Genomic DNA, 17,475 nt, shown 5'->3' on the forward strand with positions numbered 1-17,475 from the left:
GCCCAGTCCCGAAACGCGATTGCTTTGTAACGGTGGGGTCCCCGATGCCGTGGGCGCGCCGTGTCTGCGCCAGGATGTCGGGAACGCATGAACATCCGGAGGGGAACCCAGTAATGAGCTACAACCAGCCGGGCCCGTACGGCGGGCAGCCCCAGCAGCCCGGACCGTACGGCCAGCCGGGACCGTACGGCCGGCCGCCGCAGGCCCCCCAGCCCGGCCACGGCCAGCCGCAGCAGGCTCCGGCTCCGTCCCCTCAGCCCGGCTACGGCTACCCCCAGCCCCCGCAGGGCGTCCCGCCCCAGGCGAACCCGTACGGCGGGCAGCCCCCGCAGGGCGTCCCGCCCCAGCCGAACCCGTACGGCGGGCAGCCCCCGCAGGGCGTCCCGCCCCAGCCGAACCCGTACGGCCAGCAGCCGCCCTACGGCCAGCACCCTCCGTACGGCCAGCAGCCGCCCTACGGCCAGGCCCCGTACGGCATGCCCCAGCCCCCGGCCGCGGGCGGCGGCAAGAAGAGGGCGGGCCTGATCGTCGGCGCGGTCGCGGTCGTGGCGGCGATCGGCGTGGGCGCCTACGTCGTGATCGGCGGAGGCGGCGGCGCGGGCGGCCTGGAGGACGACGGTCCGCACAAGCTGACGACGCCGGCGACGGTGCTCAGCGAGTACAAGCGGGCCTCCAAGGACGGCGCGAGCGCCGGGAACGACTCGGCGGCGGAGCTGGAGAAGAGCGGCGTCAGGAACGGCAAGTCCGTGATCGGCTTCTACTCGACGGCCGATCTGAGCGACTACGACCCCGGCGACCCGGCCGGCGGGTCCGGCGCGTCGGAGTTCGCCACAGCCAGGACCATCACGTACGCCGGCGCGTACGGCGAGATCGCCGACCCCGAGGCGGCGCTGGACACGTTCTTCGCCGACCTGAGGAAGTCCTCCGCGAAAGGCTCCTCCTCGTCCGGCGGCGGCACGTCCGAACTGCTCGGCGAGCCCGAGGCGGTGCAGCTGGACGGCGCGCTGATGAAGTGCCAGGCGGCCAAGGGCAAGAACGCGGTCACGCAGCAGGAGAAGACCGACTGGTTCTGCGCCTGGGCGGACCACAGCACCATCGCCATGGTGTCGCCGGGCGACGCCGCGGGGAACGTCGGCAAGGACGTGGCGGCGGACATCACCGTCAAGCTCCGCAAGGAGATCCGCGCCAAGGCCTGACGCCGGCCGCGGACGTGCCGAGGGCCCCGGTCCGGAGACCGGGGCCCTCGCATGTGCGCGGCGGGTCGGCCCCGCGTGCCCGTCGTACCCGGTTACGCCGTCTTCTGCTCGCCCGGGCCGCGGCCCCGCGAGTCGCGCGGGATCAGCGTCGGGTTGACGTTGGAGAGGACCACGTCGGCGGTGATGACCACGCGGGCGACGTCCTTGCGGGACGGGACCTCGTACATCACGCCCTGGAGGACCTCCTCCATGATGGCGCGCAGACCGCGCGCGCCGGTCTGGCGCAGGATCGCCTGGTCGGCGATGGCCTCCAGCGCCTCGCGCTCGAAGTCCAGCTCCACACCGTCGAGTTCGAACAGCCGCTGGTACTGCTTCACCAGCGCGTTGCGCGGCTCGACGAGGATCTTCAGCAGGGCCTCGCGGTCCAGGTTGTGGACGGAGGTGATGACGGGGAGGCGGCCGATGAACTCGGGGATCATGCCGAACTTGACCAGGTCCTCCGGCATGACGTCCTCGAACTGGTCCTTGGCCTCCAGCTCCCGCTTGGAGCGGATCGTCGCGCCGAAGCCGATGCCCTTCGCGCCCGCCCGGGCCTCGATGATCTTCTCCAGGCCGGCGAAGGCGCCGCCCACGATGAACAGGACGTTCGTCGTGTCGATCTGGATGAACTCCTGGTGGGGGTGCTTGCGGCCGCCCTGCGGCGGGACCGAGGCCGTGGTCCCCTCCAGGATCTTCAGCAGGGCCTGCTGCACGCCCTCTCCGCTGACGTCCCGGGTGATCGACGGGTTCTCGCTCTTGCGGGCGACCTTGTCGATCTCGTCGATGTAGATGATCCCGGTCTCGGCCTTCTTGACGTCGTAGTCGGCCGCCTGGATCAGCTTGAGCAGGATGTTCTCGACGTCCTCGCCGACGTACCCCGCCTCGGTGAGCGCCGTGGCGTCGGCGATGGCGAACGGGACGTTCAGCATCCGGGCCAGGGTCTGCGCGAGGAGGGTCTTGCCGGAGCCCGTGGGGCCCAGCAGCAGGATGTTGGACTTCGCCAACTCGATGGCGTCGTCACGGCCGCCCGCGCCGCCGTTCTCACCGGCCTGGACGCGCTTGTAGTGGTTGTAGACGGCCACGGAGAGGGCCTTCTTGGCGGCCTCCTGGCCGACCACGTACCCGTCGAGGAACTCGTAGATCTCGCGGGGCTTGGGGAGCTCCTCCCAGCGCACCTCGCTGGTCTCGGCGAGCTCCTCCTCGATGATCTCGTTGCAGAGGTCGATGCACTCGTCGCAGATGTACACACCGGGACCTGCGATGAGCTTCTTGACCTGCTTCTGGCTCTTGCCGCAGAACGAGCACTTGAGCAGATCGCCGCCGTCACCGATGCGTGCCACGGTGTGCTTCCCCTTCGCCTGGGAGACGACTGGACGTTGTCAGTCCAGCGGCTCCTGGTGCTGCCTTATGTCCGACGGTACCTTGCCCGGCCCCCCGTTCGGGCCCCCCTTGGCGCGGTTCGCTTCGACGTGGACGATGCCGAACCGTGCCAAGGGGCGACAGACGATACCCTCCCCCGGCTCAAGACCGCGCTTGAGCAGGGGGGACCGCCATCGCGTCAGCGAACCGCCGCGTTGTTCATCTTCCGGGTGGAGATGATCTGGTCGATCAGGCCGTAGGACAGCGCGTCCTCGGCCGTGAGGATCTTGTCGCGCTCGATGTCCTCGCGGATCTTCTCGACCGGCTGGGTGGAGTGCTTGGCCAGCATCTCCTCCAGCTGCGAGCGCATCCGCAGGATCTCGTTGGCGGCGATCTCCAGGTCGGAGACCTGGCCGCGGCCGGTCTCGCTGTACGGCTGGTGGATCAGCACGCGGGCGTTCGGCAGCGCCATGCGCTTGCCGGGCGTGCCGGCGGCCAGCAGGACGGCGGCGGCGGAGGCCGCCTGGCCCATGCAGACCGTCTGGATGTCCGGCTTCACGAACTGCATCGTGTCGTAGATCGCCGTCAGCGCCGTGAAGGAGCCACCGGGGCTGTTGATGTAGACCGAGATGTCCCGGTCGGGGTCCATCGACTCCAGGCACAGCAGCTGCGCCATGACGTCGTTGGCGGAGGCGTCGTCGATCTGGACGCCGAGGAAGATCACGCGCTCCTCGAAGAGCTTCGCGTACGGGTCGTACTCGCGGATGCCCTGGGAGGTGCGCTCCACGAAGCGCGGGATGACGTAGCGGGACTCGGCCGCGGGGCCGGTGTACTCGGCGCGCGTGCGGTCGTAGAGGCCGCTGCCGGGGAAGTCGTTCACGGTGTCTCCTGAGAAGGGCTGAGGCGGTCGGCTGGGGCTGGCTGGGGGCGTGCGGGCCCTCGCGGGGCCTCACGGGCCCCGCGGGGTTGTCCGGCTCCGCGGGGCGTACGGGCCCCGCGGGAGCCGCTCAGGCCCCGGTGCCGCCGCCGCCCGGCATGCCGGCGGCCGTGGCGATGACGTCGTCGATGAGGCCGTACTCCTTGGCCTCGTAGGCGTCGAACCAGCGGTCGCGGTCCGAGTCGCGGGTGATCTGCTCGACCGTCTGGCCGGTGTGCTGGGCGGTGAGCTCGGCCATGCGCTTCTTGGTGTGCAGCAGCCGCTCGGCGTGGATCTTGATGTCCGAGGCCGAGCCGGCCAGGCCGGCGGAGGGCTGGTGGATCAGGATCTCCGCGTTCGGCAGCGCGAAGCGCTTGCCGGGCGTGCCCGCGCTGAGCAGGAACTGGCCCATGGAGGCCGCGAGGCCCATGGCGATGGTCACCACGTCGTTCTTGATGTACTGCATGGTGTCGTAGATCGCCATGCCGGCCGTGATCGAACCGCCGGGGCTGTTGATGTACAGGAAGATGTCCTTGTCCGGGTCGGCGGCAAGGAGCAGCAGCTGTGCGGTGATCTTGTTCGCGATGTCGTCGTCGACCGGCTGGCCGAGGAAGATGATCCGCTCGTTGAGCAGCCGGTTGTAGACCTGGTCGCCGAGGCCACCACCGATGGAAGGCTCGCCGGCGGCGGAGGGCATCAGATTCGTCACGTATCCACCTGCTCGTCTTACGACGGCGCCGGGCCGTCTCACGTGTTCTGCCGGGGCTTGGGACCGCTCGGCCGTTTCGGCGACTCCCCTGCCCTCGTATTCATGGACCCTAACGCGCGGGTCCTTCCGGGGAATCCCGGAGTGGGGGGTGTTCGCCGGGGGCGTAGAGCGCCGCGAGCCGGGCCGGAGGGGAATACGGGCCGCGCGTCCCGGGAAAGGCGACGGGCCCCGGGTCGAGTCCCGGGGCCCGTCGTCACGTGCGTGGAAGCGCCGTGGGCGGATCAGCCCTCGGTCTTCTCCTCGGCGGTCTCGCCCTCGGCGGAGCCCTCGGCCGGCTCCGCGGTCGCGTCCTCGCCGTCCTCGTCGTCCAGGTCGACGATCTCGCCGTTGGTGTCCTTCACCGTGGCCTTCTCGACCACGGCGGCCAGGGCCTTGCCGCGGGCGACCTCGCCGACCAGGAGCGGAACCTGGCCGCCCTCGACGACCGCCTGGGCGAACTGGTCGGGGGACATGCCGGAGGAGGCCGCGCGCCGCATGAGGTGCTCGGTGAGCTCCTCCTGGTTGACGTTGAGCTTCTCCTGCTTGACGAGCTCGTCGAGCACGAACTGGGTCTTGATGCCCTTGATCGCGGCCTCGCGGGTCTCGGTCTCGAACTCCTCGGCGGTCTTGCCCTGGATCTCCAGGTACTTGTCGAGGGTGAGGCCCATCTGCGCCAGCTGGTGGTGCTCCAGGTTGTGCTTGCGGGTGTTGATCTCGTCCTCGAGCAGCTTCTCGGGGACCGGGACCTCGACCAGCTCCAGCAGCTTGTCCAGGACGCGCTCCTGCGCCTGCGTGGCCTGGTCGTACTGCTTCATGTTCTCCAGGCGCTTGCGGCTGTCGGCCTTCAGCTCCTCGAGGGTGTCGAACTCGGAGGCGAGCTGCGCGAACTCGTCGTCCAGCTCGGGCAGCTCCCGCTGGGCGACCTGGGTGACCTTGACGGTGACCTCGGCCTCCCGGCCGGCCGCCGAGCCGCCCTTGAGCTCGGAGGTGAAGGTGGCCTCCTCGCCGGCCGACAGGCCCTTCACGGCGTCGTCGATGCCGTCCAGCAGCTCACCGGAGCCGATGGTGTAGGAGACGCCCTTGGCGATGCCGTCCTCCAGGACCTCGCCGTCGACCTTGGCCTCCAGGTCGACGGTGACGACGTCGCCGTCCTCGGCGGCGCGCTCGACCGGGGTGGTGGAGGCGAAGCGCTCGCGCAGCTGTTCGACCGACTTCTCGACGTCCTCGTCGGTGACCTCGACGGCGTCGACCTCGACCTCGATGCCGGAGTAGTCCGGGATCTCGATGGCCGGGCGGATGTCGACCTCGGCGGTGAAGTTCAGCGTCTCGCCGTCCTTCAGCTCCGTGATGTCGACCTCGGGCTGGCCCAGCGGGCTGAGCTCGGCCTCGTTGACCGCCTCGGTGTAGAACTTCGGCAGCGCGTCGTTGACGGCCTCCTCCAGCACGGCACCGCGGCCGAACCGCTGGTCGATGACCCGGGCCGGGACCTTGCCCTTGCGGAAGCCCTTCACCGTGACCTGCTGGTTGATCTTCTTGTACGCCGCGTCGAGGCTGTCCTTGAGCTCCTCGAAGGGCACCTCGACAGTGAGCCGAACCCGAGTCGGGTTCAGGGTCTCCACGGCGCTCTTCACGGTTCGGTCTCCTTGTGGCTGACTTCTCGGTTTCTGCCGGAGCCAGAGCGGCCCGGCGGATTTCGCCGCCCGGAGGACTGCAGACACTGAGACACACGGGCGTGCAGTTTGCATAGTAACGGCAGCGGCTACACGGCCCAAAAGGCGATCACCCGAGGCGATCCCCGACCTGATCAGGGGACGATCGCACGAGGTGGTCGATCGGCTGGTCGGGGTGGCGGGATTTGAACCCACGGCCTTCCGCTCCCAAAGCGGACGCGCTACCAAGCTGCGCCACACCCCGTCTGGTGCGACACGTAGGGTACATGCCGCCAGGCCGCCGGGACGGCCGTATTTTCCCCGGGGCCGGTGGAGGTCCGGTGGGGGCGGGAACGCGGTGTGCGGTCAGAGGCACCACCCGCTACGATGCACTGCAGTGCCGCGGCCACCGGTCCGCGGCGCGTCGTGTGCGGGCGTAGCTCAATGGTAGAGCCCCAGTCTTCCAAACTGGCTACGCGGGTTCGATTCCCGTCGCCCGCTCTGTCACGGCCTCGGGCCCGGTTCCTCCCGCGGAACCGGGCCCGAGGTGTTTCCGGCAGGTCCTGGGGCGGGTCCCCGGCTCGTGGGGCGGGGCGCCGGCGAGACGGGCGGCCGGTCCACCGGCCGCCCGTCGCATCGGGGACGCGGCGGCCCGGGGGCGCGGCGCGTCCGTGACGGGGCCGGCGGGCCGCGGTCAGAAGCTGATCGAGTTGATGGTCTCCGCTATCGAGTTCAGGAAGCGGTTGATCGACGGCGCCATGCCGCTCGAGGCGAGGAAGAAGCCGAAGAGCACCGCGACGATCGCGGGGCCGGCCTTGAGGTTCCCTCCCCGCATCAGCACCACCAGGATGATCGCCAACAGCAACACCACTGACAGCGAAATGGCCACAACTGATCACACCCTCGGTCGGTCCGCTCTCCCGGCCCGGGGTACTACCCCGCGCACCCCCGCCGGAACCATCGTGCCACCAACCCGGCCCCCCTGTGCGGAGGCTGACGCATCGTCCGGCCGCCTCCGGCGGATCCGGCCGCACCCGCCCGCATGAACGGGCCCCCGGCCACCGCGTTCAGCACAGCAATTCGAGGACGCCCCCGCGCGGGGAATTCCACCCCGCCTTTTCCCCGTCCCCACAACGCGCCCGCAGATATTCCGAATTGTCGTCACGGACACGTCGGGGAATGGACCGACCGGTGCCGGGAGACCGCGGAAACGGACATTCCGCTGTAGTCACCTGCCGGCCTCACGGGTTGATTGATCATGATGAATCGCGACAAGCGGGACGCCCCGGGGTGCACAGGGGATCGCATGACGCGTCCGCCCGGAACCCGGCCGTGTGCGCGCCGTCACGCCGGCGCCGATGCCTTCCTTCTCGGAATACCGGGTACTCGCACGGCCCGCGCAGGAATGACGTCGAGGGTTTTACGAAATCGCAGAGCCGACGCTAGGGTGCCTCAGATGTTCCACGCTGCCTCGTCCCCCGCAAGAGCAGCGAGGTCCCGGACAGCCTTCCCGAGTTCCTGGTGGGAGGGTCCGTGACGAACTCGCTGCGACCGTACGGCAACCGCAGGACGCCGCTTCCCCCGGCACGGCCCCCGGCGGCGGGAGTGCCGGGCCCCCGGCGCTCGCCGCAGAACCGGAGCGCCGGGCGGGACCCGCGCGAACAGCCGCAGCCGGCGGCGTCCGGCAAGCAGCGCGACGCGTTCTTCGACAACGCCAAGTACCTGGCGATCGTGCTCGTGGCCATGGGCCACGCCTGGGAGCCGCTCAAGGGCGACAGCCGGATCCTCGAAGCCGTGTACCAGGTCGTGTACGCGTTCCACATGCCGGCGTTCATCGTCATCTCCGGCTTCTTCTCGCGCAGCTTCGACATGCGCCCCGACCGGCTCAAGCGGCTGATCACCGGCGTCGCCGTCCCGTACGTCCTGTTCGAGACCGCCTACCCGCTCTTCAAGCGCGTCGTCGACGACGACCCCGGCCAGGAGATCAGCCTCCTGGACCCCTGGTACCTGACCTGGTTCCTGTGCGCGCTGTTCATCTGGCGGCTGACCACCCCGATCTGGAAGCTGGTGCGCCGGCCGCTGCCGATCGCGCTCGGCGTCGCCATGCTGGCCACCGTCACGCCGGAGATCGGTGACGACCTCGACCTGCAGCGGGTGCTGCAGTTCCTGCCGTTCTTCGTGCTGGGCCTGTGCATGAAGGCCGAGCACTTCCAGCTGGTGCGCCGCCGGTCGGTGCGGATCGCGTCGGTGCCGGTGTTCGCGGTGGCGCTGGCGGTCAGCTGGTGGACGGTGCCGCGGATGAACACGGCCTGGTTCTACCACCGTGACGCCGCGCAGGAGCTGGGCGCGCCCTGGTGGGCCGGGCCGGTCATGGTGCTCGCGCTGTTCGGCTGCTCGCTGCTGCTGACCGCCTGTTTCTTCGCCTGGGTGCCGCGCCGTCACTTCTGGTTCACGGCGCTCGGCGCGGGCACGCTGTACGGCTACCTGCTGCACGGCTTCCTGGTGAAGGCCGGTGACTACCGGGGCTGGTTCGACCACGCCTGGCTGCACCACCCGCTCGGCCAGATCCTCGTGACCGTCCTCGCGGCGGCGGCGGTGACGCTGCTGTGCACCCGGCCCGTGCGGCGGGTCTTCCGGTTCGCGATGGAGCCGAGGATGGAGTGGGCCTTCAAGCGCGACGCGGCGGAACCGGCCCGGGAGCGCGAGAGGGCCGGCGCGTCCGGGGCGCGGGAGAAGACCGGCACCGGCGCCTGAGCCGGACGCGCCCCGCTCAGGACCTGCCCAGGCCGAGGAGTGCGCGCATCCGCGCGTACTTCCCGGCCAGCCGGGTGCGGGTGGGCTCGTCGAGCAGCGCGAGGCGGGCCGGGTCGGCGTTGTGCGCCAGGTCCGCCTCCTTCACCAGCAGCGCGCCCGGGGTGGCGAGGATGCGCGCGGCGTACGCCTCGGGCGGCTCCCCCGCCCGCTTGGTGACCGCGCGCACGATGTCCTTCGTACGACTGCTCAGCGCGGCCCGGCGCAGCCACTGCCCGGACAGCACGCCGTCCTCGACGGCGTCGTGCAGCCAGGCCGCCGCGATCTGGTCGGCGTCGCCGCCGCGTTCCCGCACGCCCTCGGCGACGGCCCGCAGATGCTCGGCGTACGGCCGCCCCGCCTTGTCGGTCTGCCCGGCGTGGGCGGCCCGGGCGACGGCCTCCACCTCGGCGAGCGTCAGGTACGGAACGTCTCCGCCCCTCCGGCGTCCCCCGGTGCCGGGCGCGCCCTCACCGGGCCGCCGCCGCGGTCGGGCCCTCGCGGCAGATCAGCAGCAGCGCCCGGTCGTCGTTGACGTCCTTCGCCACCGCCTCGATGAGGTGCCAGGCGGCGCCCTGGAAGCCGCCGGCGACATAGCGGTCGGCCTCGCCGGTGAGACGGTCGATGCCCTCCACGATGTCGCGGTCGGCGGTCTCCACCAGGCCGTCGGTGAACAGCATCAGCACGTCCCCGGGGCGCAGCGTGCCCTTCACGGGGTCGAACTGGGCCCCGTCGTACACGCCGAGCAGCGGCCCCTCGGCCGCCTTCTCCTCCCAGCGGCCGGTGCCCGCGCTGAGCTGGAGCCCCGGCGGATGGCCCGCGGAGTACAGCTCGTAGTCGCCGGAGTCGAGGTCCAGGACCAGGTGGATGGAGGTGGCGAAGCCCTCCTCCCAGTCCTGGCGCAGCAGGTAGCCGTTGGCGGCCGGGAGGAAGGCGTGCGGGGGCAGGCTGCCGAGCAGGCCGCCGAAGGCGCCCGACAGCAGCAGGGCGCGCGAGCCCGCGTCCATGCCCTTGCCGGAGACGTCCGTGAGGACCACTTCCAGCGTGCGCCCGCCGTTGGTGCGGGCCGCGACCACGAAGTCGCCCGAGAAGGACTGGCCGCCCGCCGGGCGCAGGGCCATCTCCCGGTGCCAGCCCTGCGGCAGCTTCGGCAGCTTGCTCTGCACGCGGATGCGTTCGCGCAGGTCGAACAGCATCGTGCCGCCGCGCCGCCAGGGCACGCCGACCCGGCTGCGGAACTGGGCGAGCAGCAGCCCGAAGAACCCGCAGGCGGCGACCACGAGGACCACGCCCGGGGTGACCCGGGACGGCCCCTCCGTGTACGGTCCGAGCCGCACCGACTCCACGATCAGCGCCGTGGCCGCCGCCGCGTACAGGCCGAGCAGGCTCGCCGGGCGCAGCAGCAGGCCGCCGACGACGATCGGCAGCACCAGCGCGGCCGGGGAGAACCACACCGAGTTCGCCAGCGTCGCCGCGGCGATCAGCGGGACGGTGAGCAGCAGGCCGGCCAGGGCGACCCAGTCCGAGCCGTCGCCGCGGAAGTGGTCGACGGCGGCTCTGCGCATGCCGACGCGGGCCCGGTGCCACTGCTTCCTCCACCGGGCCGTGAACGTCTCGGCTGCCGCTCGCCGCTCTCGTCCTGCTGTCATCAGTTCGGGACCCTATCCATCGGACCGGATCCTTGGCACGGGAGGTCCCACTTGTCCCCCGTCCGAGGGCCGACTTCACAGTGAACTGCACCGGAGGCCGCCGCGCCGCCGCCCCGGGAAAATTCCCTCGCCCGCTCCGGAAGGCCCTGATAGGCATGGCCCATGGCGACTGGACATACGGCCGAACTGCGGGTGTTGCGGCCGGAGGACTGGGACAAGTGGTACGGCAACCTGATCCGCGCGTTCAGCGGGGTCCCCGAACCGGACGAGGAGCGGGAGCTGTGGGACTCCCTGACCGAGCACGACCGTTCCCTGGGCGCGTGGGACGGTGACGAGTGCGTCGGGACGGCGGGGGCGTTCAGCTTCCGGGTCACCGTGCCCGGCGGCGCCTCGGTGCCCGCGGCGGGCGTCACGGGGGTCAGCGTCGCCGCCACGCACCGCCGGCGCGGCATCCTGACCTCGATGATGCGGCGGCAGCTGGACGACGTGCGGTCCTGGGGCGAGCCGCTGGCCGTGCTGACCGCCTCCGAGCCGGAGATCTACGGCCGGTTCGGGTACGGCGCCGCGTCCTTCCAGCTCGGCGCGGAGATCGACACGGGCCGCGTCCGGCTGGCGGTCCCGCCCGGCACCGACGACGTGCGGCTGCGGTACGCGGCGCCCGCGGACGTCCTCGAGGCCTGCGAGGCGGTCTACGCGCACGTGGTGCCGCGGCGCCCGGGGATGCTGGCCCGGCGGCCCGGCTGGGAGCGGCTGGGGCTGCTGGACCCGGAGAGCGCGCGGGAGGGGGCGTCGCCGCTGCAGTGCGTGGTCGCCTCGCGGGACGGCGGGACCACCGGGTTCGCGCGGTTCCGGGTGCGGCTCGGCTGGGGGCCGGCCGGGCACGACGGCACGGTGATCCTGAAGGACCTGTACGCGCTCGACCCGGCGACGGAGGCGGCGCTGTGGCGCTTCCTGTTCGGCATCGACCTGACGACGACGCTGGTGGTGAACGGGCGGCCGGTCGACGAGGCGTGGCAGTACCAGGTGTCCGACATCCGGCGCTGCCGGCTGCGGCTGCGGGACCAGGGCCACGTGCGCCTGGTGGACGTGGGGGCCGCGCTGCAGGCGCGGACCTACCAGGCGCCGGTGGACGTGGTGTTCGAGGTGGAGGACGCCTTCTGCCCCTGGAACGCGGGGCGCTGGCGGCTGTCGGGGGACGCCAAGGGGGCGTCCTGCGCGCGGACGTCGGACGCGGCGGACCTGGCCCTGTCGGCGCGTGAGCTGGCGGAGGCGTACCTCGGCGGCGTGAGCCTGGCGGCGCTGGGCGCGGCCGGGCGGGTGCGGGAGCTGCGGCAGGGGGCGCTGGCGGAGGCGTCGGTGGGGTTCGCGTCCACGGTGGCGCCCTGGCTGCCGCACGGGTTCTGACGCCGGGTCAGAAACCGGCCCGGGTCAGTCCTTCTGGCAGTCCGGGCACCAGAAGAGGTTGCGGGCGGCGAGACCGGCGGTGCGGATCTCGCCGCCGCAGACGTGGCAGGGCAGGTTCGCCCTGCGGTAGACGTACACCTCGCCGCCGTGGTCGTCGACGCGCGGCGGGCGGCCCATCGCCTCCGGGGTGTGTTCGGGGCGGACGGTGTCGATGCGGTTGTTCCGCACGCCCTCGCGCATCAGCTCGACGAGGTCGGCCCACAGGGCGTCCCACTCGGCGGGGGTGACGTCCCGGCCCGGGCGGTAGGGGTCGATGCGGTGCCGGAAGAGGACCTCCGCGCGGTAGACGTTGCCGACGCCGGCGATCACCTTCTGGTCCATCAGGAGCGCGGCGACGGGCGTGCGGCTGCGGCGGACGCGGGCGTAGGCGGCGTCCGGGTCGGCGTCCGGGCGGAGGGGGTCGGGGCCGAGGCGGGCGTGTATCGCCCGCTTCTCGGCGGGGGTGATCAGCGCGCAGGTGGTGGGGCCGCGCAGGTCGACGTAGGCCGTGTCGCCCGCGAGGCGGAGGCGGACGGTGTCCGCGGGCGGGGGCGCCGGGGGCGCGCCGAAGGCGACCTTGCCGAAGAGGCCGAGGTGGATGTGGACCCAGTCGGTGTGGTCGGGGGCGGGGTCGCGGAAGCCGAGGAAGAGGTGCTTGCCGTGGGCGTCGGCGGTGTGGAGGAGGGTGCGGTCCAGGAGGGCCGCGGCGTCGCCGAACTTGCCCTGGGGGCTGGTGACCCGGGGGGCCGTGCCGGCGAAGGCGGCGGCGTAGTCCTGGGCCAGCCGGTGGATCGTGTGCCCCTCAGGCACGGCGTCTCCTCTTCCCTTCCTCTTCCCGCGTGCTTCCGTGCGCTCCCGGGGACTACTGCTGCGGGTGGTGGGGCGGGATCGGGGGGAGGTCGCCGGTGGTCTCGTAGGCCGCCAGCATGTCGATGCGGCGGATGTGGCGCTCGTCGCCCGAGAACGGGGTGTTCAGGAACGTCTCCACGAACTTCGTCGCCTCGTCCTGCGTGTGCATGCGCGCGCCCACCGCGACCACGTTGGCGTTGTTGTGCTGCCGGCCGAGCGCCGCCGTCTCCTCGCTCCAGGCCAGGGCCGCGCGGACGCCCTTCACCTTGTTCGCGGCGATCTGCTCGCCGTTGCCGGAGCCGCCGATCACGATGCCGAGGGCGTCGGGGTCCGCGGCCGTCCGTTCGGCCGCGCGGAGGCAGAAGGGCGGGTAGTCGTCCTGGGCGTCGTAGATGTGGGGGCCGCAGTCGACGGGGTCGTGACCGGCCTCCTTCAGCCATTCGACGAGGTGGTTCTTCAGTTCGTAGCCGGCATGGTCCGAGCCGAGGTACACGCGCATGGTCCGAGTGTGACACGCCTGTATCCGGGCAGTCGCGCCGGGTGTCGGCCGCGGGAACGTGAGGCACGTTACAGAAGCTCAGGAAAACCTCAAGTAACAATCTGGATTCAAAGGTTCAAGAATCCCTTCACCTCGGATTCACTGGTCCGGCTCGTACGCCGCTCGTACGGGAAACAGCTCCCCCGGCGCAAAGGAAATCCGTTCCATGACTTCGCAGCCGACAACGAAGGTGGCCGGAAACGGTCCTGGAGGCCCCGCACAGACGGGGGCGCCCGGCGGGTCCGGGCTTCAGGCCGGGCTCAAGAACCGCCATCTGTCGATGATCGCCATCGGTGGTGTCATCGGGGCCGGTCTGTTCGTGGGTTCCAGCTCCGGCATCGCCACCGCGGGCCCCGGCATCCTCCTGTCGTACGCCCTCGTCGGCACCCTCGTGGTGCTGGTGATGCGGATGCTCGGCGAGATGTCCGCCGCCCATCCCTCGTCCGGGTCGTTCTCGGCCCACGCCGACCGGGCGCTCGGTCCCTGGGCCGGGTTCACCATCGGCTGGCTGTACTGGTTCTTCTGGGTGGTCGTGCTGGCGGTCGAGGCCACCGCGGGCGCCGTGATCCTCGAAGGGTGGATCCCCGCCGTACCGCAGTGGGGCTGGGCGCTGATCGTGATGGTCGTGCTCACCGCCACCAACCTGGTCTCCGTCGGCTCCTACGGCGAGTTCGAGTTCTGGTTCGCGGGGATCAAGGTCGTGGCGATCGCCGCGTTCATCGTCGTCGGCGGGCTGGCCGTGTTCGGGGTGCTGCCGGGGGTCGACAGCGAGCAGGCCGGGCTCTCCAACCTCACGGAGCACGGCGGCTTCCTGCCCAACGGGCCCGGCGCCATCCTCACCGGCGTGCTGCTGGTCGTCTTCTCCTTCATGGGCAGCGAGATCGCCACGCTGGCGGCCGGCGAGTCCGAGGACCCGCAGCGGGCCGTGACCAAGTCGACCAACAGCATCATCTGGCGGATCGCCGTCTTCTACCTCGGGTCGATCTTCGTCGTGGTGTCCCTGCTGCCGTGGGACAGCGAGTCGATCACCGAGAAGGGCTCCTACGTCGCCGCCCTGGACTCCCTCGGCATCGCGCACGCCGGCCAGATCATGAACTTCATCGTGCTGACCTCGGTGCTGTCCTGCCTCAACTCCGGGCTGTACACCGCCTCCCGGATGGCCTTCTCGCTCGGTGAGCGCGGGGACGCGCCGAAGGCGTTCGCCCGGACCACCTCGCGCGGTGTGCCGCGGACCGCGATCATCGCCTCGGTGGTGTTCGGTTTCGTCGCCGTCTTCTTCAACTACAAGTTCCCGGACTCCGTCTTCCTCTTCCTGGTCAACTCCAGCGGCGCGGTCGCGCTGTTCGTGTGGCTGGTGATCTGCTTCTCGCAGCTGCGGATGCGGAAGATCATCCAGGCGGAGGCGCCGGAGAAGCTGGTCGTGAAGATGTGGCTGTACCCGTACCTGACCTGGGCCACCGCCGCGCTGATCGTGTTCGTGCTGGGCTACATGCTGACCGACACCGAGCACGACGGGCGGCGGACCATGCTGCTGTCGCTGCTGGTCGCGGCGATCGTGCTCGGCATCGCCTTCGTCAGGGAGAGGGTCCGGGGCGGCCGGGCGGCCGCCGTGGCGGCGCCCGCCGCCGACGACGCCTCCGCCTCCGACGAGGTTCCGACCCGCTGACGCCGGCCGTCCCGGACGGCTCCGAGGGGCCCGCGGTGCACACCGCGGGCCCCCTCGCCGTGTTCACCGGGGCCCGGCCCGCCGGGGCCGTCGTGCCGGGAGCGGGCGAGGAGACCGGAGGGCGGTACGACGCGAAAACGCGGAAGAGGCTCGCGCAGGTCGAGTCCCGCTCGACCCGGCGAACCTCTTCCGCGGTGCCTCCGGCGTCAGCGCTTGTCGACGAACTTCCAGGCGGTGGGCAGCAGGCCCATCGCCAGGGCGGCCTTCAGGGCGTCGCCGACCAGGAACGGGGTCAGGCCGGCCGCGATCGCCGCGGACGCCGACATGCCGGTGGCCAGGGCCAGGTACGGCACGCCGAGGGCGTAGACGACCGCCTCGCCCAGCACCATCGTGCCCGCCGTGCGCCACACCGAGCGGTCGGCGCCGCGGCGGGCCAGGGCGCCCACGACGGTGGCCGCGAGGACCAGGCCGAGGACATATCCGAAGGAGGGCAGGCCGGCTCCGGAGCCCCCGTCCGCGAACCACGGCACGCCGGCGACGCCCGCCAGCGCGTACAGCGCGAGGGAGAGGAAGCCGCGGCCCGCGCCGAGGGCCGTGCCGACGAGCAGCGCGGCGAAGGTCTGACCGGTCACCGGCACCGGGGAGCCCGGCACGGGCACCGCGATCTGGGCCGCGAGGCCGGTGAGCGCGGCGCCGCCGAGCACGAGGGCGGCGTCCCGGACTCGGGAGGCGGGGAGGAGGTCGGCGAGGACCTGGCCGGTGCGGGCGGGGACAACGGCGGTGCTCATGAAGACTCCGCGAGTGGTCTGGGCAGAAGGGGACACGGTGACGCTATACCGGCGCCCGCGCGGCCAACACCGTCAGCGCTCGACAAAGGCGGGATCGCGACCGTGGTGGGCTCCGCACAAAGACCGCGCGTTACACCCGGCGCGACGTGATGCCGGTCACTGAGGCAGGGACGTTCCGGTCACACCGCCGTCCCCGGCCCGGACTGTAGAGTTCCACCAAACAAACCGCACAGCACCCGCGTCACCGGCCGCCCACCCCGACGGTGCGCGCGTCCGCATGGTGGGCCGTGCCTGGCCCGGCCCCGGCGCACCGCCCAGACTGTGTGGCGTTTTTGCCCCCTCTACGTACGGGACGAGCCGCTCCATGCCCAGTACCAACGTCGGAACGCCGCCTCCGGCGGACGACACCTCCCTCTCCCACGGCCTCAAGCAGCGCCACCTGTCGATGATCGCCCTCGGCGGCGTGATCGGCGCGGGCCTGTTCGTCGGGTCCGGCGCGGGCATCGCCGCCGCCGGGCCGTCGATCGTCCTCGCCTACGCCCTCTCCGGCCTCCTCGTGATGCTGGTGATGCGGATGCTGGGCGAGATGTCGGCCGCGTATCCCTCGTCGGGCTCGTTCTCCGCGCACGCGGAGCGGGCGATCGGGCCGTGGGCCGGTTTCACCGCGGGCTGGTCGTTCTGGGTGCTGCTGTGCACGGCCGTCGGGCTGGAGGGCATAGGCGCCGCCAAGATCGTCAGCGGCTGGCTGCCGGGGACGCCCGAGTGGGCGTGGGTGGCCCTGTTCATGGTGGTGTTCTGCGGCACCAACCTGACCGCCGTGAAGAACTTCGGCGAGTTCGAGTTCTGGTTCGCCGCGCTCAAGGTCGGCGCGATCACGCTGTTCCTGGTGCTCGGGGTGCTGGCGATCGCCGGCCTGCTGCCCGGCACGGACTCCCCGGGCGCCGCGCACCTCACCGACTTCCTGCCGAACGGCGGCGAGGGCCTGGTCGTCGGCCTGCTCGCGTCGGTCTTCGCCTACGGCGGCCTGGAGACGGTCACCATCGCCGCCGCCGAGTCCGAGGACCCGGTCAAGGGCGTGGCCGGCGCCGTCCGCACGGCGATGTGGCGGATCGCGCTGTTCTACATCGGCTCGATGGCGGTGATCGTCACCCTCGTCCCCTGGGACTCCGCGGCGGTGGTCGAGAAGGGCCCGTACGTCGCCGCCCTCGACGAGCTCGGCATCCCGGGCGCCGGGCAGCTGATGAACGTCGTCGTGCTGGTCGCCCTGCTGTCCGCCATGAACGCCAACGTCTACGGCGCCTCCCGCATCGCCTACTCGCTGGTGGAGCGCGGGCAGGGGCCGAGGGCGCTGGGCCGGGTGTCGGGCGGGGTGCCGCGGATCGCGGTGCTGGCCTCCTCGGTCTTCGGCTTCCTGTGCGTGCTGCTGAGCTACTGGCGGCCGGACGACGTCTTCTCCTGGCTGCTGAACATGATCGGCGCGGTGATCCTGGTCGTCTGGATCCTCATCGCCGTCTCGCAGCTGCGGCTGCGCCGCCGCCTGGAGCGGGAGGCGCCGGAGAGGCTGGCCGTGCGGATGTGGGCGTTCCCGTGGCTGACGTGGGTCGCGCTGGCCGGCATGGCGGCGGTCTTCGTCCTGATGGCCCGGGAGCCGGGCACCCGGGTGCAGCTGTACTCGACGGGCGGCATGGCCCTGTTCCTGGCGGCCGTCGGCTACGCCCGGCAGCGGGCGCGCGCCCGCGCCTAGCCGCACCGGCCCGCGGCAGCCGACGGGGGCCCTCGCACGGAGGACGGTTCCGTGCGGGGGCCCTCTCGCGTTCCCGGGCGCCTGCCCCTACCCTCTTGCTG

General features: G+C 71.7%; 15 protein-coding genes and 2 tRNA genes. 6 read left to right on the forward strand and 11 right to left on the reverse strand.

Translation table 11 applies throughout. The annotated features are described in order from the left end of the window. The first annotated feature begins 113 nt into the window (after positions 1 to 113). The gene (locus tag ACIBAI_RS01600) at positions 114 to 1,196 is read left to right on the forward strand and encodes a hypothetical protein (RefSeq protein ID WP_399030393.1); all 1,083 of its coding nucleotides are present in this window, start codon (positions 114 to 116) and stop codon (positions 1,194 to 1,196) included. Positions 1,197 to 1,288: 92 nt separating this feature from the next. Here the strand turns inward: ACIBAI_RS01600 and clpX are convergent, their stop codons facing one another. The 5 genes from clpX to ACIBAI_RS01625 all read right to left on the reverse strand — a co-directional run bounded on the left by clpX (position 1,289) and on the right by ACIBAI_RS01625 (position 6,172). Then, complete coding sequence (gene clpX, locus ACIBAI_RS01605) at positions 1,289 to 2,575, reverse strand: ATP-dependent Clp protease ATP-binding subunit ClpX (protein ID WP_399030394.1); 1,287 nt, start codon at positions 2,573 to 2,575, stop codon at positions 1,289 to 1,291. Positions 2,576 to 2,793: 218 nt separating this feature from the next. Then, positions 2,794 to 3,474, reverse strand: a complete 681-nt coding sequence (locus ACIBAI_RS01610) for an ATP-dependent Clp protease proteolytic subunit (RefSeq protein WP_344602101.1) — start codon at positions 3,472 to 3,474, stop codon at positions 2,794 to 2,796. Between the two features lie 127 nt (positions 3,475 to 3,601). Further along, complete coding sequence (locus tag ACIBAI_RS01615; protein ID WP_029383294.1) at positions 3,602 to 4,207, reverse strand: ATP-dependent Clp protease proteolytic subunit; 606 nt, start codon at positions 4,205 to 4,207, stop codon at positions 3,602 to 3,604. A 293-nt stretch (positions 4,208 to 4,500) separates the two neighbouring features. Continuing rightward, on the reverse strand, positions 4,501 to 5,889 hold the full coding sequence (tig, locus tag ACIBAI_RS01620; protein WP_399030395.1) for a trigger factor: 1,389 nt from the start codon (positions 5,887 to 5,889) through the stop codon (positions 4,501 to 4,503). 206 nt (positions 5,890 to 6,095) lie between these two features. Next, positions 6,096 to 6,172: transfer RNA gene (locus ACIBAI_RS01625), tRNA-Pro, on the reverse strand. Positions 6,173 to 6,337: 165 nt separating this feature from the next. Here ACIBAI_RS01625 and ACIBAI_RS01630 point away from each other — a divergent pair. Then, positions 6,338 to 6,408: transfer RNA gene (locus ACIBAI_RS01630), tRNA-Gly, on the forward strand. A 193-nt stretch (positions 6,409 to 6,601) separates the two neighbouring features. Here the strand turns inward: ACIBAI_RS01630 and ACIBAI_RS01635 are convergent. Further along, positions 6,602 to 6,796: a hypothetical protein gene (locus tag ACIBAI_RS01635; protein WP_399030397.1), complete on the reverse strand. Its 195-nt coding sequence runs from the start codon at positions 6,794 to 6,796 to the stop codon at positions 6,602 to 6,604. A 644-nt stretch (positions 6,797 to 7,440) separates the two neighbouring features. Here ACIBAI_RS01635 and ACIBAI_RS01640 point away from each other — a divergent pair. After that, positions 7,441 to 8,661: an acyltransferase family protein gene (locus ACIBAI_RS01640; RefSeq protein ID WP_399030398.1), complete on the forward strand. Its 1,221-nt coding sequence runs from the start codon at positions 7,441 to 7,443 to the stop codon at positions 8,659 to 8,661. Positions 8,662 to 8,677: 16 nt separating this feature from the next. Here ACIBAI_RS01640 and ACIBAI_RS01645 read toward each other — a convergent pair whose 3' ends face one another. Together ACIBAI_RS01645 and ACIBAI_RS01650 are read right to left on the reverse strand one after the other, a co-directional pair. Next, the gene (locus ACIBAI_RS01645; RefSeq protein WP_399030399.1) at positions 8,678 to 9,103 is read right to left on the reverse strand and encodes an HD domain-containing protein; all 426 of its coding nucleotides are present in this window, start codon (positions 9,101 to 9,103) and stop codon (positions 8,678 to 8,680) included. Positions 9,104 to 9,167: 64 nt separating this feature from the next. Continuing rightward, a complete protein-coding gene (locus tag ACIBAI_RS01650; protein ID WP_399030400.1) occupies positions 9,168 to 10,346 on the reverse strand; it encodes a PP2C family protein-serine/threonine phosphatase in 1,179 nt (392 codons plus the stop codon). A 162-nt stretch (positions 10,347 to 10,508) separates the two neighbouring features. Between ACIBAI_RS01650 and ACIBAI_RS01655 the strand changes: the two genes are divergently transcribed. Then, entirely contained in the window at positions 10,509 to 11,750 is a 1,242-nt protein-coding gene (locus tag ACIBAI_RS01655; RefSeq protein WP_399030401.1) for a GNAT family N-acetyltransferase, read from the forward strand. A gap of 24 nt (positions 11,751 to 11,774) precedes the next feature. Here ACIBAI_RS01655 and ACIBAI_RS01660 read toward each other — a convergent pair whose 3' ends face one another. Together ACIBAI_RS01660 and ACIBAI_RS01665 are read right to left on the reverse strand one after the other, a co-directional pair. Next, positions 11,775 to 12,599 (reverse strand): Fpg/Nei family DNA glycosylase, encoded by an 825-nt coding sequence (locus tag ACIBAI_RS01660; RefSeq protein ID WP_399030403.1) that lies wholly within the window; start codon positions 12,597 to 12,599, stop codon positions 11,775 to 11,777. Between the two features lie 52 nt (positions 12,600 to 12,651). Further along, the gene (locus ACIBAI_RS01665) at positions 12,652 to 13,137 is read right to left on the reverse strand and encodes a ribose-5-phosphate isomerase (protein WP_399030404.1); all 486 of its coding nucleotides are present in this window, start codon (positions 13,135 to 13,137) and stop codon (positions 12,652 to 12,654) included. 205 nt (positions 13,138 to 13,342) lie between these two features. Between ACIBAI_RS01665 and ACIBAI_RS01670 the strand changes: the two genes are divergently transcribed. Then, positions 13,343 to 14,842, forward strand: a complete 1,500-nt coding sequence (locus ACIBAI_RS01670; protein ID WP_399030405.1) for an amino acid permease — start codon at positions 13,343 to 13,345, stop codon at positions 14,840 to 14,842. A 206-nt stretch (positions 14,843 to 15,048) separates the two neighbouring features. Here ACIBAI_RS01670 and ACIBAI_RS01675 read toward each other — a convergent pair whose 3' ends face one another. Next, the gene (locus ACIBAI_RS01675; protein WP_399030406.1) at positions 15,049 to 15,630 is read right to left on the reverse strand and encodes a biotin transporter BioY; all 582 of its coding nucleotides are present in this window, start codon (positions 15,628 to 15,630) and stop codon (positions 15,049 to 15,051) included. A gap of 364 nt (positions 15,631 to 15,994) precedes the next feature. Here ACIBAI_RS01675 and ACIBAI_RS01680 point away from each other — a divergent pair, with 364 nt between their 5' ends. After that, positions 15,995 to 17,374 carry an amino acid permease gene (locus ACIBAI_RS01680; RefSeq protein WP_399030408.1) on the forward strand — a complete coding sequence of 460 codons (1,380 nt, stop codon included), beginning with the start codon at positions 15,995 to 15,997 and terminating at the stop codon, positions 17,372 to 17,374. Positions 17,375 to 17,475: the final 101 nt, after the last annotated feature.

This window comes from Streptomyces sp. NPDC051041 (assembly GCF_044456065.1).
Classification (GTDB): Bacteria; Actinomycetota; Actinomycetes; order Streptomycetales; family Streptomycetaceae; genus Streptomyces; species Streptomyces glaucus.

Excerpts from the sequence above, each read along its gene's own strand:
- ACIBAI_RS01615 (WP_029383294.1), bottom strand. The coding sequence starts at position 4,207 with ATGCCCTCCGCCGCCGGCGAGCCTTCCATCGGTGGTGGCCTCGGCGAC.
- ACIBAI_RS01675 (WP_399030406.1), bottom strand. The coding sequence starts at position 15,630 with ATGAGCACCGCCGTTGTCCCCGCCCGCACCGGCCAGGTCCTCGCCGAC.
- ACIBAI_RS01650 (WP_399030400.1), bottom strand. The coding sequence starts at position 10,346 with ATGACAGCAGGACGAGAGCGGCGAGCGGCAGCCGAGACGTTCACGGCC.
- ACIBAI_RS01670 (WP_399030405.1), top strand. The coding sequence starts at position 13,343 with ATGACTTCGCAGCCGACAACGAAGGTGGCCGGAAACGGTCCTGGAGGC.
- ACIBAI_RS01680 (WP_399030408.1), top strand. The coding sequence starts at position 15,995 with ATGCCCAGTACCAACGTCGGAACGCCGCCTCCGGCGGACGACACCTCC.
- ACIBAI_RS01665 (WP_399030404.1), bottom strand. The coding sequence starts at position 13,137 with ATGCGCGTGTACCTCGGCTCGGACCATGCCGGCTACGAACTGAAGAAC.
- ACIBAI_RS01600 (WP_399030393.1), top strand. The coding sequence starts at position 114 with ATGAGCTACAACCAGCCGGGCCCGTACGGCGGGCAGCCCCAGCAGCCC.
- ACIBAI_RS01655 (WP_399030401.1), top strand. The coding sequence starts at position 10,509 with ATGGCGACTGGACATACGGCCGAACTGCGGGTGTTGCGGCCGGAGGAC.